Source organism: Aminobacterium sp., assembly GCF_034926885.1.
Classification (GTDB): Bacteria; Synergistota; Synergistia; order Synergistales; family Aminobacteriaceae; genus Aminobacterium.
In genome coordinates this window covers 1-14,024 of sequence record NZ_JAYFQR010000018.1, presented here as the reverse complement: position 1 = coordinate 14,024, position 14,024 = coordinate 1, and the positions used below count along the sequence as shown (strand labels likewise).

The window sequence follows — 14,024 nt, the reverse complement described above, 5'->3', positions numbered from 1 at the left end:
CTATTGGTTACGAGCCGCGTTAGAATCTTTTTATGCCCTATACAGAGAGCAACCACCTCCTTTATTTAATTCCCATAATTAATTTAGGCAGGAACATAGAGAGTTCGGGAAAATATGTTGTAAGGAGAACGATGGGTACAGATCCGAAGATCATGAAAATGAGAGCTGGCTTAATATATTCATCGATGTTGACTCCTCCTATACGACCGCCAAGATAAAGGATGGGAGCTGTTGGAGGCGTAACGTTCCCCAGCCCGAGGTTGGTTCCCAGTATTGCTGCAAAGTGTATAGGATGGACCCCGATTTTCAGCATGAGAGGCATGAGAAGGGGAGCGACGAGCATTGTTCCGCTCAAATCGTCCATAAGCATTCCTATGATGATGAGGAAAATATTGACCATGAACAAAATAACGTATTTATTATCAGAAACACCGAGAAGAAAGTCTGCAATGAGCATGGGGACACGTTGCATTGTATAGAGGCGTCCAAGTATGGTGACGAAGAAGAGCATAAGAATAATAACGCCGCTCGTAGTTGCAGAGGAATGGAGGGCATCACTTAAGATGTTTTTGTTAAGTTCCCTATGAATAAAGAACCCAACGATGATGGCATAAAGAACGGCAACTGCTGCAGATTCGGTAGGTGTTGTAATGCCGCCATATATACCTCCCAATATAATGAAAGGCATGAGTAAACTCCAGAATCCACGTTTCGTTGCTATGAAAATTTCCTGATTGCGTTCTTTTCGTGGAACCTTACCTTTAACTTGCAGATTGGGAAATTTCTTACACATGAAATAGTTGATAATACAGAAAAGGGTCATGGTGAGGATACCCGGAACCACTGTTGATAAGAAGCAAGCAGCTACTGATTGTTGAGTAACCCAGCCATAAAGAATCATGGGGACACTCGGTGGTATAAGTTGCCCAAGAACGGCAGAACAACTGACCATGGCTGTGCTGTATTGTCTTGGATAGCCTAATTCTTCTAATCGCGGAATCATTATTGTTCCAATACAGGCGACAGCGGAGGATGCTGTTCCGGAAATGGCTCCAAATATTGCACAAGCTACGATTGTAGCGGCTCCCATTCCACCTCTGATACGCCCAAGCATTGAATTGGCAAAGTTAGTTAACCTTTCGGCTATTCCAGCAGATCCCATGAGGGCTCCGGCCATTATGAAAAAGGGAATGGAGAGTAACGTTAGCGAATTAAGACCTCTGAATCCCACTGTCATTAAAAAGGAGAAATCGGGGAAAAAGACAAGCCCCATATAAAGAGCTGCAGCCATAAAACAGAAGGGAACAGGAATACCAATAATGATCGTTACTATAAGAATAAGCAGGTCTATTATGATGTGCATTAGTATGTTTCCTCCTTTTCACAGAAATTACTGTCAAGGTTGTTTTCCATAGCAATTTCTTTTTTAAAGGCCTGCCAGTCATAATTTTCGTTAGGGAGACATAGCGGGGGCTTTCCTAATGCACGGCGCGCGAAATCGATGGTTATGATTAAAAAATAAAAACTCATGAGCGATGCGCTGATCAAAAGACTTGCTTGTGCAAAAATCATGGGAATCATTAAGGCAGGAGAGCGTTCCCAGCTTTTAAAAGACCATGAAACATAGTTCCATGCCCAAGATGTCATGATAAATGCGAGAATAGTGACGAGAGTGGATGTAAAAGTTTTGGCCCAGGCAAAAGCGCGAGAATTTTTAATGAGAACGTGAAGCAAATCAGCTTGAATATGGCTTCTTTCTCTTGAACCATTAGCGGCCCCAGTCATATACATCCAGAAGCCGACCAAACAGGCAAGCTCTTCAATTCCCATAATTGGCAGTTTAAAAATATAACGCAATAGAACTTGTGTAATGACGAGGCCGACGAGAACAAGAGATGTTAAAACCATGATGTAACGTTGTATTTTCCCCAAAATAAACCAAATAAAATAAAATACCCCTCTCATTTCTTTCCCACGCCTCCTTTTAAAAAATAAGATTGTCTCCCATATAGCTCAGGTCGAGAGATAAGGACCGGGCGGCAGTACAAATTAAATGGGCAAATCGTTGTTCTTCTTCAGGGTTATTTACATATCGAGCACGTGGATATGCAATACTTATAGAGGCAATAACTTCTCCTCCTGCATTTATTATTGGAGCAGCAACACACGCTAAGCCCTCTTCATATTCGCAGTTGTCATAGGCGTAACCACGTTTCTTTGTTTCGTCGAGGTCTTTTTTAAATAATTTTTGAGAAGTGATTGTCGTGGGAGTAAAACGAACGAATTCAGCGTTTACAAGCAGTTTTTCTTGTTTTTCTTTAGACATAAAAGCCAGAATAGCTTTTCCTAGCCCCGTGCAATAGGCAGGTATTCTCTTGCTTGAACCATACCCTACTCTGATGGCATCGGGGCTTTCAATTTTATCTATGTATATTAAGTGCATTCCAGATAAAACAGCCAGGTTTATGGTTTCTTTTGTTTCGCAGGCTAAATGTTTCAAATATGGTTGTGCCATTCGTCGCACTCCTAACCGTTCGACTTCTCTGTTCCCCATTTCAAAAAGTTTTAATGTGTTAACATAGCCAGCATTACGAGATATTTTTTGTGTATAGCCAAGTTCAGTAAGAGTGTTTAGTAGTCTGGATATAGTGCTTTTATTGAAGTGAAGAGTGGAGTGAATCTGAGAGATGGTTAAAGAGCCCTTTTGATTTAGTAGCTCTAAAATCTGAAAAGCTTTGATGACAGAAAATACAGATTGATTTCTTTTTTCCTTTGTCAATGATTCACCCCCCTTTGATATGCAAAAAAGAATTTTGCCATAGTAAACAAAATTCTGTATTGTAGAGATACTATATTATGCAGATAATTGTGTCAATATAAATATTTGTAAAATTCTGCATAATCTCGAGGCCCATATGTTTTTTGAGTTCCTTTGGGGAGGAGTTCTATGATTCGTCTGTGGCTAGTTGTTGCTCTTTATTTAAGCATTTATGGAGGAATGACCTGGGTTACCCTTTCTTCACTCATTCGTGCTTTTCGTATTCGTGATTTCGGTTTAATTTCAGCAAGCTTCTTATGGGGAGTGCTTATGGTTTTGTCTCCTTTATTTCTCAGAATATGGGAGGGAGAAGGATACAGTGAGATTCGTCATTGGCTTGCTCTCATTAGTTATGTGTGGATGGGATTTGTCTTTTTTGCCTTCTGTATTTTCCTCTTTTTTTCTGTGCTGCGATTTATTTTTTGGATATTAGGAATAAATCTTAGTGATTTTGCAGGTAGATTCATTTCTTGCATGGTGATATTGATAGCTTTTGTTTGCAGTCTTTTTGCGTATAGACAGGCCCTCACTATTCATCCTCTGCATATGGAAATGGAAACATGGAAATTGCCCTCTGAATGGCCGGTTCTTCGTATTGTCCACATTTCTGATATTCATCTTGGCCTTCTTGTTCGTGAAGAACAGTTGCTTAAAATTGTTGAAGTTATTGAGGAAGCCAATCCTGATCTTGTGGTTTGCACAGGCGATTTTGTAGACGGCATAATGAATGGACGAGAGAAAGAAGTTGAACTTTTTAGTCGTCTGACACCCCCTCTTGGGAAATATGCGGTAACAGGAAATCACGAAGTTTACGCTGGGCTTGACCAGGCAATATCTTTTATTGAGGCGTGTGGTTTTCGTATGCTTCGAAATCAAGCGGTAGATGTAGGGCCCGTCATTTTAGCAGGTATTGATGATCCTGACATGAAAATGGTTGAAGAGATTCTTCCTTTTTCTGAAAGGGATATTCTTTCTGCTCTTCCTTTCGATCGCTTTCGTCTGTTTTTAAAACATCGACCGGTTATTATGCAAGAAACGATGCATCTTTATGATATGCAGCTGTCTGGTCATGTGCATGGAGGGCAAATATGGCCTTTCACACTCATTACGAGAATAGTTTATCCTATGCATGCGGGATTTCATTCTTTGCCTGGAGGGGGCTCCCTTTGGGTTTCCAGTGGTTCAGGAACATGGGGACCTCCAATGCGTTTTTTGACATCGTCTGAAGTTGCCATTATTGATATTTTTCGAAAGAAAGACAAAAAATAATCAGAGGCCCTTGGGGGGTGGGCCTCTGCAAAAAAGGGAGATTTATTAACTCATAGGGCACACACAACAGGAGGATTAAAACTATTGTGTTACTGTGCGACTATATATTACACTGACAGCACCAAAGTACATCCGTTACTTTTACGGTAGTTTCTCTCAGCTAAACTACGTATTTATGGGTTTTGTTCGTGGTTTTCGCAGGTATAATATCCAAAGTTGTTACAAACTTGAAAGATAAGGACGTGACCAAATGAGTTCTTCAAAGAAACCTTCTAAAGTTCTTGGAATCCTTGGCGGGATGGGGCCAGCGGCAACAGCAGAATTCTTGAGGCTTCTTGCAGTTAAAGCACCAGCTGCATGCGACCAGGAACACCCTAAATTATATGTGCTTTCAAATCCTCAAATTCCTGATCGCAGTAGTGCCATTCTTGGGAAGGGGGAAGATCCTACTCCAGTATTGAAAGAAGGATTACGTACCTTAGCTGATTGGGGATCTGATATATTAGCTGTTCCATGTAATACGGCTCATTATTTTATTGACAGATTTCGTCAAGAGTTACCTGTTCCCTTAATACATATAATTGAGGCAACTGTTGGATTGGCAGCAGAAAAAAGTCCTGAAGGAGCCTGGCTTTTGGCAACTAGTGGAACAAAGCAGAGTGGGATGTACGAGCGATATGCTGAGAAAGTTGGTTATCCGTTTCTATTTCCAACAGATGAAGATCAGGCAAAAGTTCAGGAGAGTATTGTTTTGGTAAAGGCGAATCGTTTAAGAGAAGCCGGTACGTTATTGCAAGGAGTTGTAGAGAAGCTGTGGAAGGAGCGAGAGGTTCCTATTGTTGCAGCGTGTACTGAGTTGCCTTTGGCTTACGATGCTTCCGATTTACCAGAAGAAGGTATGGTTTCGAGTTTGGGAGCGCTTACTGAAGCGTGTCTGAGATGCCTTTATAAATAGAACTGATGCTATAATATGCTGAACAAGAAAATAAGGCAGAGTAGGGGCTTTGCGTGAAGTGCTTAAGGATGGGACGTTGCCTTGAGACGAAAAGTTCAAAAGAACTTGCGGTGAAGCTCCGCGTTCGCTGTCACGTCGATAGCAGAAAATAAAATCTCCTATGATGTGGCAGAACTGCCCATATCGTAGGAGGTTTTTTTATGCAAAAGAGTCGTTTTTCTGTGCAGGAAATTGTCTGTTTTTCCCTTCTTATCGCCTTGAATATTGTATTGACGCGAATGGCAAGCATACGAATTCCAATTGCTGGCATCGAAACAATTCGTATAGGTTTTGGCGCTGTACCTGTTATTTTGGCAGGTTACTATTTTGGTGCGAAATCGGGAGGGGTAGTAGGTGCCGTTGGAGATTTTGTCGGATTCTGGATCAATCCCATGGGAGCCTACATGCCTCATTTCACTCTGACAGCTGCTTTGACGGGGATTATTCCAGCTCTTATTTTAAAGATTTTTAAAAGTAGAGGGCAGTATCATTTCTGGCAATTGCTAATTGCTATAGGAATTGGACAGTTTATAACGTCTGTTCTTCTCGTTCCATATTTTTTACACATGCTTTACGGAATACCCTTTCTGACGACGATTCCAGCTCAAATACAGGCACAAGTAATTCAAGTACCTCTTTATGCCATGTTCGTTAGAGGGATCGCGAAACGTCTTACTCTTGCCTTCTAAAGCGTGTACAAACCAAAGTGGTCAGAAGATTAGATATTAAAAACTGACCACTTTTTTCTGCAATGATTTGACAAAACGGAGATCCACTTTATAATCCTCTTATTAATAAATTTAAACTCTTAAAATATATAAAAATAAATTCACATCTGAAAGAGAGGTCTTCCCAATGAGGCACAATGATATAGCGGGTTGCAATGTGTTCCTCCAAAGAAATGAAATACAGTTTCTCGAACGTTTATCCTTTTCTGGTATTACCCTTTCATCAGGTACCACTTCATCAAGTATTTCTTCATGCACGTGCACGTGCACATCAACATCAACAATAACTAGATAGTTTCCCCCTTAATCAATTTATTTAGCATTTATCTTTTTCAACAGTTGCATTTATTGTAATTCAATTTAATAGAAGCTTTCGTATTTTGTGCAGAAGCTTGTTCCATAGAGCTTTATACTCCCTGTTTTTATGAGAGGGTGTGTATCGTTGTATATATTATTTTATGGAGGTGCTTTGTCTATGAAGCATTCAAGAGTTTTTCAGTTTATGGTGGTATGTTTTGCTTTTATCTTTTGTTTTATCTGTGTGCCAGAAGCCTTTGCAGAGAATGAATCGATTATCATTGGGTCAATTTGGAGCCAGGTTGGTGTAGCGGCGCCATTAGGTCAGGCGGGTCTTCGTGGAAGCCAACTTGCTGTAAAGTTGGCAAATGAACGTGGTGGCGTAGTCGGGCATAGTGTAGATCTGAAGAATATCGATGGGCAGAGTGACCCTACTGTCATATCAAATGCTTCCATAAGATTGGTTGAAGAAGTTGGGGTAATTGCTGCCTGCGGATTGACTGACGATTCGCTTGTTTCTGCAGCTGGTCCCATTTTTCAAGAGGGTAAAACTGTTTTTCTTGATGGAACGGCGACCACACCCACCATACCTCGAATCGGAGATTTTATTTTTATGACTCCTTTTGGAGATAATTATCAAGGACAGGCTGTTGCTAAATATTGTGTCGATACTCTGGGATGGAAAAAAGTGGCTGTTATCTGGGACAATGCCAGTGCCTACAGCACAGATTTGTCCAATTTTTTTATGGAATCTTTTAAAGCATACGTAGGTGATGAAAAGGCTATAGCCCATCAGGAAATTTACCAGACAGGCGACGTAAATTTTATGGCTCAACTTACCCGTTTAAAGATGAAAGTACAAAAAGAAAAAATTGATGGGATTGTCATTACTCCTCCTTTTCCCCAGGATGGTCCTATCATTGCGAAACAGGCTGATAAGTTAGGAATCAAACTTCCTATCGTTCTTACCGATGGCGCAGATGACCAGTCTGTTATTGAAGTCGGTGGTCCTTCTATAGAAGGCGCCCTTGTTTCTACTCACTTTGCGGCTGAGTATCCCCTTACAGAGAATGCCAAGAAGTTTGTTGAAGCCTATAGAGCTGAATATGACAGTGAACCAGGCGCATTCGAGTGTCTCGGATTCGATGCTGTTCAGATGATGATTGAATCTATTGAAGTAATAGGAAAAGAAAAATGGGATGCTATGTCTCTTGAAGAGCAGCGTGTTGCTTTGAGAGATACCATTCAAAACCATAAGTTTACAACAACCACAATGCCTATTTCCTATCCAGATCCTTCCATGGTGGAGTATCCGCGCGTGCCACTAAAACCTGTTGTCTTTAAAGAGTTTAAGAACGGCCAGCGGGTTTATAAGGGCATACTCTATCCAGAGGAACTGTAAGTTATAAGGGTCCGTAGTGCAGAGGGCGCTTTGTGCGTTCTCTGCACATATTACTACGTTTGGAGCTGATACTATGCTGAAAGTTGATAATTTGACAAAAAGCTTTGGCGGACTCTGTGCTGTTAATAATCTAAGCTTTTCGCTGAATAAAAAAGAGCTTCTGGGCCTCATTGGTCCTAATGGGGCAGGAAAGACGACAGTTTTTAATTTGCTAACTGGTGTTATCAAAGCAACATCAGGGAGTGTTACCTTAGAAGGGAAAAATTTGACGAACAAAGCTCCCCATGTGATTACATCACATGGAATTGTTCGTACCTTTCAAAATTTGAGGCTAATGAAGGGACTTTCTCTTTTAGAAAATATGAAAATAGCCTTTCACGTTTCTCTTGATTATGGTTATAAAGATGCTTTTTTCTTTTCCTCTCGTTATAAGAAAGAGGAGAAAGAAATAGAAGAATCCATATTTCAGACTCTGGCTATGCTTCATATGGAAGACCATGCCTCTATTTCAGTTGATGATTTACCTTATGGCGTTCAAAAAAAGGCCGAGTTGGCCAGGGCTCTTCTCTTTAAACCACAAGTTCTTTTGTTGGACGAACCGGCCGCAGGCTTAAATCCTACGGAAACAGACGAGATTATAGAGATCATACAGTCAATTCACGAGCATTCTCAAATGGGAATCATTATTGTAGAGCACAATATGAAAGTTGTTATGGGAATGAGTGAACGTATTCTTGTCATGAATCAGGGAGCTCTTATTGCAGAGGGAATTCCGTCGGAAATACAAAACAACGAAGAAGTAATTACAGCATACCTCGGACAGAAAGCATGGAAAAAACAGGCTGTTCAGGCTGAAAAGGGGGAAGAGGTATGTTAAAGATCAAAAATGTCGTTGCGGGATATGGGAAAGCGGAAGTGCTTCATGGTATAGAGTTGTATGTTGATGCTGGAGAAGTTGTGGCTCTCGTTGGTCCCAACGGAGCAGGAAAGACGACGACGATTCGTTGTGTTACAGGACAGCTTCCAATAAAGCAAGGCTTGGTAACGTATAAGGAAAAAGATATTTCTCAAATACCGGCGTATCAGATTGTAAATTTGGGGATTTGTTGTTCGCCTGAAGGACGAAACGTTTTTGGAAACCTCTCCGTCTATGAAAATCTAAAAATGGGCGGGTATCTCATACATGGAAAGCAACTCTATAAAGAGCAACTAGAGTGGGTATACAGCCTTTTCCCCAAGCTTTGGGAGAGGCGTGACCAGTTGGCGGAATCTCTTAGTGGAGGAGAACAGCAGATGCTGGCTATCGGTCGGGCTATTATGTCAAAACCAAGTCTGCTGCTTCTTGATGAACCCTCATTAGGACTTGCCCCTGTTGTAGTTGATCAGATTTACGAAAAGATAGAGGAAATAAGTCATGAGGGTACTTCTATTCTGCTTGTTGAGCAAAATGTTCGTCTTGCCCTTGAAATATCTTCTCGTGCCTATGTGATGGAGAGTGGACAGATACGTCTCTGCGGAAAAAGTTCTGAGCTCGAAAAAGATTCGTATATTGAACAGACCTATTTGGGGGTGAAATAGCCAATGAATGTTCTTTACTTTCTTCAACAGCTAATCAATGGTCTTTCATACGGCAGTATCTTGGCGCTTCTTGCCATTGGCTACACCATGATCTACGGTATTTTAGGGCTCATTAACTTCGCCCACGGAGAAATCTTTATGATTGGTGCTTTTTGTTCATATCTCTTGGTGAGCTTTTCGGGAGCCAGTTTCTGGACAGGGCTTCTTGGGGCTGTTGGTGGATCCGTTCTTATAGGTCTTCTCATTGAAAAGTTGGTTTATGATCCGTGCCTTAAAAAGAACCCTGAAGTTTTAACCGTTTTTATCGCTTCCTTTGGAGCCTCATTAGGGTTACGGAATCTTTTTGTCATGATTTTTGGGGATGGACGGAGGGCTTTCCCGACGCCAGAATATCTTGAAGGAATAATTATTACAGAAAGTGGACTCTTTTTAAATGTTAAGGATCTTCTTATCTTGGCAGTAACGCTTATATTGCTGGTTGTCGTTACCCTCTTTATAAAATACTCCCGAATCGGAACCGCTATGCGTGCTGTTGCCTACGATCCTACTGCTGCTCAGCTCGTTGGCGTCAATAGCAAAACTGTAGTATTACTGGCTTTCATTATAGGTTCTGCCCTGGCTGGTATTTCTGCCGTTTCATATGGTATCAGTTTTGGTATCGTTAATCCGAGCATGGGCTATCTTATCGGCCTAAATGGTTTTATAGCGGCAGTTTTAGGAGGAATCGGAAACGTTCCTGGGGCAGCTATCAGCGGATATATCATTGGTTTGGGGGAGATATTGTTTGTTGCCTTTCTTCCTCCTGCCTGGTCGGCTGTTCGTCCTCTTTTTGTGTGGGCATTGCTTTTTATCATCCTTTTTATAAAACCGTCTGGTCTCTTCCGACCAAACGTGAAAATCCAATAGGAGGCAGACGAGATGAATAAGAAAACATATACTCTTATTGGTTCTCTATTGTGTTTGGCTATTTTGCTTTTTCTGGCTAATACTTTTTTACGAGGGTACTATTTGCGTCTTGTTATCCTTTTTGCTATTACATCAATTGTAGCTTTAGGTGTTAACGTGACAAATGGATATACAAATATCTTTTCTCTAGGTTTTGGCGGAACCATGATGGTTGCTGGTTATGCTACGGCATTGATGACTCTTCCTCCAGCCTATAAAAAGGCAGTGCTTCATTTGCCTCTATGGCTTGAGCAACTTCAGGTCGCCTTCCCTTTGGCCTTAGTTATTGCCGGGTTATTGGCTGTTGTTGCAAGTATCATTTTGCTTCTTCCAGCTTTTAGGCTTGAAGGGCAGTACTTTATATTGGCATCTATGGGAATTAATATAGTGATGGGAAACCTGGCGGAGAACCTTAGGGGAATTACCCATGGAGACATGGGGCTTCGCAATATTCCTGCCTATACGAACATATGGTGGGCGTATGGAATTCTACTGCTCGTCATTTATGCTATTCATAGGCTTGTCCATTCTCGATTCGGCCGAGGACTTATAGCGATTTCTAAAGATCAGCAATTAGCAAGTGTTATGGGAGTTCCAGTTGTTAAATACAAAATCATTTCATTTGCGATAGGAAGCTTTATCACAGGTATAGGAGCTTCTTTATGGGTTCACTTAGTGTTGACCATGAATCCCAAAGCTTTTAGCCTTGTTTATGTTTTCCAGGTTGTAGCAATGCTTGCTATTGGTGGAATCGGTACTCTTTCAGGTCCACTTATTGGCGCAGCCATACTCACCATTGGAACGGAACTTCTAGCCCCTGTGCAGGAAGGTTTCACTTTTTTAGGGTGTACCGTTCCGCCTATTTTCGGCTTCGTGAATGTATTTATGGCTCTTTTGCTTATTGTTATTATGATATTTAAACCTCGTGGTCTTATGAATGGAAGAGAAATTGGCAGCTTTATATGTTTTTCCAAAAAGGAGGGTAACAGTAATGGTAATTCGAATATCAAGGGATAAAGTTGTTTATGCCATGTCGAATGCTAACGAAGCTGTGGCGTCTGTTAAGGCAGGAAGTCAGGTTGTTTTTGAAACAGAAGATTGTTTCAGCCATAAGATTACCCGACCAGATCAAAAGCTTTCAAGTGATTTTGATTATTCTATTGTCAATCCGGCGACAGGCCCTCTTTGGATTGAAGATGCAGAGCCTGGCGATGTTTTAAAAATTCATATTGATAAAATAACTCTTGATAAACAGGGAGTTGTAGAAGTGTTTCCGGGCTGGGGACCTTTAGGTGGCGATGTAGTTGAGAGTCATACAGAAATTGTTCCGGTCTCTGACAGGAAAGGATTTTTTTGCGGCATGGAATTGCCTCTTCGCCCAATGATTGGAGTTATTGGTGTTGCTCCTGAAAAAGAGGAAATTGCCTGTGGAATTCCTGGTGTGCATGGCGGTAATCTTGATACTATTCAAATGACGGAAGGCGCAACTCTGCGCTTGCCTGTCTTTGTTCCAGGGGCTAAATTGGCCTTGGGAGACCTTCATGCCATTATGGCAGATGGAGAAGTCTGTGGCACAGGAGTGGAAATACGAGGAGAAGTGACTTTGAGCATTGATCTGGAAAAAAGAGTTAACCAGGCAACCCCTGTATTAGAAAATGAAGAGGCTTTCTTTATCTTGGCAAGTGGGGAAACTCTGGAAGTAGCTATTCAGAGGGCTCTCAAAGAAGCAGTTCCCTTTATAATGAAGCTTAAAAATTTATCGTGGGCGCAAGCATATATGTATGCCAGTGTAGCCTGTGATCTTTCTATCAGTCAGGTAGTCAATCCTCTCAAAACAGTAAAAGTAAAAATTTGTAAATAAAAAGGCTAATTAGGTCTCACATCGGCTGTTATGTTTTTGTATGCAAATATGGCTGATGTGAGACTTTTTCAGCATATCCATTGCATTGAGAAAAAAACGTATAGAGAATAATGTTTAAAAAAGCAAAAAATGCACATTTTTTACAAAATATTCATAAATATAATATTCTTGACAGCCTATCCCCCTTTACTTATACTGTTCCCGTCACTGAATGTAGAGCTTAGAAAAATGAGTTTTACACAGTCTATTTTTAATACGGGCGATCGATGAGGTTTGTTTTCCATGTAAAGAGGTTTTTGTTGAGAGAGTTCTATGTGTTAAGAGAGAAGAGCCTCTTCAGAAAGTAGTGCCTCTTAAGCAAGTGTTCCCCAGGCTGTGTTCCCAATTAAAGTCGCTTTTGATCGATATTCCCTAAACTGTGAAGGTTTTGCGCCATGTAAAACCGCAGGTTGTCTGTGTTCATGCCTTCGTACTTTAAACGGAGAGAGGATAGTGAGGGGGGTGATTGTCGCCTGATATGTGAATAAAATATCTTGTCATTGCTATTTTGTAACAGATCACACGTAGTATGCGTAATTTTTGATTCATATTTCTTTTCAAACATTATCCTATGGGGGTGTTAGTATGCCGGAAGCAGTACTCCGCGCAGCGAATGACTGGGTCGTATGGGCCATAGCCATCGCAATCGTAGTTATAGTTCTTATTCAGTCTCTTCTGTACATACGCCTTTCTTTTAGTACAGCCGAGAGAATCGGTTTTCCAAAAGAAAAATGTGTTCAGGGCCTTCGTGCTGGTGCCATTTCAGCTATTGGTCCTTCTATTGCCGTTTTTATCGTTATGGTTGGTATGATGTCCGTTGTTGGTGGACCTATCACATGGCTTCGTCTTTCCATTATCGGTGCTGCTCCCACAGAGCTCACCGCTGCAACAGTTGGAGCTGAGGCTCTCGGTGTTAAATTCGGTTCTGCAGATTATGATATTCAGGCCCTGGCTACCTCTTGGTGGACCATGACCATTAATGGAACAGGCTGGCTTCTTGTTACAGCCCTGTTTACACATAAGCTCGAAGGCCTTCGAGAAAAAATCGGCGGTGGAGATGCCAAATGGCTTGCCATCGTTTCTGGTGGAGCCATGCTCGGTTGCTTCGGATTCCTCAATTCCAGAAATATCATGGCTGGATTCAAGGGCCTCCAGGCTGGTACTGTTGGTGGCGGCGGCCCTCTTTATGCAGCCATCGGCGGTCTTCTCGGTATGGTCTTAATGCTTTGCCTTGCCAAGAAACTGACCTGGCTCAGAGAGTATACTCTCGGAATAGCCATGCTTATCGGAATGGCTGTAGCCGTCATTCTTGTTTAGTTGAAGGAGGGATCTCATTATGGTATCTCACGACGAATTTGAAAATATATGGAAAAAACCAGCAGTTAAAATTGGTTTTATCACTGTTATTATCCCGACATTAATGTGCTTCTTGCCAAATATCTATCTCTATTTACGTTACGGAGCATTTCCACCCGTTTCTGTGGCATTGAAGTCATGGGGCATGATTGCAGCTATCTTCGGCGCTTTTTATGTTGTTGAACCTGTTTCATACTATCCTATTCTCGGTCTGACAGGAACATATATTTCCTTCTTGAGCGGAAATATCGGTAACCTTCGTGTTCCTTGTTCCGCAGTAGCTCAGGAAGTTGTTGGCGTAGAAGCCGGTTCGCCTGAGGCTGAAATAGTTTCTACATTGGGGCTTACCGGTTCTGTTGTTACCAACCTTTTCTTCACAACGTTGGCAGCTATTGCTGGTACAGCTCTTTTGGCTGTCTTCCCCGAACCTATCGCTATCGCCTTTAAACAGTACACTGTAGCCGCTATCTTCGGTGCTGTTTTTGGACAGTTCACCCTGAAATATCCCAAATTGGCAGTCGCTGGAATTGCTATTCCTCTGCTTATTTATATAGTAGCGCCTAAAATTGGTCTCGGTTTCTTGACTCAGACTTGGATTGTTATCGTTGCTTCCGTTTTTGGAACGATAGCAGTAGGCCGTCTTCTCTACAAGAAGGGCCTGCTTTAGGAATTAAACATCAACCGCAGCGCCGCATCCTTGAAGGATGCAGCGCTGCGATTCTTTCGTTGCCTTTTGT

Annotated in this window: 14 protein-coding genes and 1 riboswitch; of the genes, 11 read left to right on the top strand and 3 right to left on the bottom strand. The window is 41.6% G+C overall.

Annotation, left to right across the window (positions count from 1 at the left end; genetic code table 11):
- Nucleotides 1–61 precede the first annotated feature (61 nt).
- The 3 genes from VB083_RS08210 to VB083_RS08200 are packed head-to-tail and all read right to left on the bottom strand — an operon-like array spanning nucleotide 62 to nucleotide 2,779.
- Nucleotides 62–1,363, bottom strand: a complete 1,302-nt coding sequence (locus VB083_RS08210; RefSeq protein WP_213691326.1) for a TRAP transporter large permease — start codon at nucleotides 1,361–1,363, stop codon at nucleotides 62–64.
- The gene (locus tag VB083_RS08205; RefSeq protein WP_213691327.1) at nucleotides 1,363–1,965 is read right to left on the bottom strand and encodes a TRAP transporter small permease; all 603 of its coding nucleotides are present in this window, start codon (nucleotides 1,963–1,965) and stop codon (nucleotides 1,363–1,365) included. The genes VB083_RS08210 and VB083_RS08205 overlap by 1 nt, the downstream gene beginning before the upstream one ends.
- A gap of 19 nt (nucleotides 1,966–1,984) precedes the next feature.
- Nucleotides 1,985–2,779, bottom strand: coding sequence for an IclR family transcriptional regulator (locus VB083_RS08200; RefSeq protein ID WP_213691328.1), 795 nt, complete (start codon nucleotides 2,777–2,779; stop codon nucleotides 1,985–1,987).
- A gap of 168 nt (nucleotides 2,780–2,947) precedes the next feature.
- Here VB083_RS08200 and VB083_RS08195 point away from each other — a divergent pair, with 168 nt between their 5' ends.
- The 11 genes from VB083_RS08195 (at nucleotide 2,948) to VB083_RS08145 (ending at nucleotide 13,954) form a co-directional block, all read left to right on the top strand.
- The gene (locus VB083_RS08195; protein WP_323401950.1) at nucleotides 2,948–4,087 is read left to right on the top strand and encodes a metallophosphoesterase; all 1,140 of its coding nucleotides are present in this window, start codon (nucleotides 2,948–2,950) and stop codon (nucleotides 4,085–4,087) included.
- Nucleotides 4,088–4,337: 250 nt separating this feature from the next.
- A complete protein-coding gene (locus VB083_RS08190) occupies nucleotides 4,338–5,042 on the top strand; it encodes an aspartate/glutamate racemase family protein (RefSeq protein ID WP_213691330.1) in 705 nt (234 codons plus the stop codon).
- Nucleotides 5,043–5,076: 34 nt separating this feature from the next.
- A riboswitch (THF riboswitch) is annotated at nucleotides 5,077–5,174 on the top strand.
- Nucleotides 5,175–5,242: 68 nt separating this feature from the next.
- A complete protein-coding gene (locus VB083_RS08185) occupies nucleotides 5,243–5,770 on the top strand; it encodes a folate family ECF transporter S component (protein WP_213695787.1) in 528 nt (175 codons plus the stop codon).
- Nucleotides 5,771–6,284: 514 nt separating this feature from the next.
- Entirely contained in the window at nucleotides 6,285–7,508 is a 1,224-nt protein-coding gene (locus VB083_RS08180) for an ABC transporter substrate-binding protein (RefSeq protein ID WP_213691332.1), read from the top strand.
- Nucleotides 7,509–7,581: 73 nt separating this feature from the next.
- Nucleotides 7,582–8,385 (top strand): ABC transporter ATP-binding protein, encoded by an 804-nt coding sequence (locus VB083_RS08175; RefSeq protein WP_213695788.1) that lies wholly within the window; start codon nucleotides 7,582–7,584, stop codon nucleotides 8,383–8,385.
- The gene (locus tag VB083_RS08170) at nucleotides 8,379–9,086 is read left to right on the top strand and encodes an ABC transporter ATP-binding protein (protein ID WP_323401949.1); all 708 of its coding nucleotides are present in this window, start codon (nucleotides 8,379–8,381) and stop codon (nucleotides 9,084–9,086) included. The genes VB083_RS08175 and VB083_RS08170 overlap by 7 nt, the downstream gene beginning before the upstream one ends.
- 3 nt (nucleotides 9,087–9,089) lie before the next feature.
- The gene (locus VB083_RS08165) at nucleotides 9,090–9,992 is read left to right on the top strand and encodes a branched-chain amino acid ABC transporter permease (protein ID WP_213691335.1); all 903 of its coding nucleotides are present in this window, start codon (nucleotides 9,090–9,092) and stop codon (nucleotides 9,990–9,992) included.
- A 12-nt stretch (nucleotides 9,993–10,004) separates the two neighbouring features.
- Nucleotides 10,005–11,048 (top strand): branched-chain amino acid ABC transporter permease, encoded by a 1,044-nt coding sequence (locus VB083_RS08160; RefSeq protein ID WP_213691336.1) that lies wholly within the window; start codon nucleotides 10,005–10,007, stop codon nucleotides 11,046–11,048.
- A complete protein-coding gene (locus tag VB083_RS08155) occupies nucleotides 11,023–11,892 on the top strand; it encodes an acetamidase/formamidase family protein (RefSeq protein ID WP_213691337.1) in 870 nt (289 codons plus the stop codon). Before VB083_RS08160 ends, VB083_RS08155 begins: the two co-directional genes overlap by 26 nt.
- A 624-nt stretch (nucleotides 11,893–12,516) precedes the next feature.
- Nucleotides 12,517–13,248, top strand: a complete 732-nt coding sequence (locus VB083_RS08150) for a DUF5058 family protein (RefSeq protein WP_213695789.1) — start codon at nucleotides 12,517–12,519, stop codon at nucleotides 13,246–13,248.
- Nucleotides 13,249–13,267: 19 nt separating this feature from the next.
- A complete protein-coding gene (locus tag VB083_RS08145; protein WP_213690257.1) occupies nucleotides 13,268–13,954 on the top strand; it encodes a hypothetical protein in 687 nt (228 codons plus the stop codon).
- The last annotated feature ends 70 nt before the right edge of the window (nucleotides 13,955–14,024 follow it).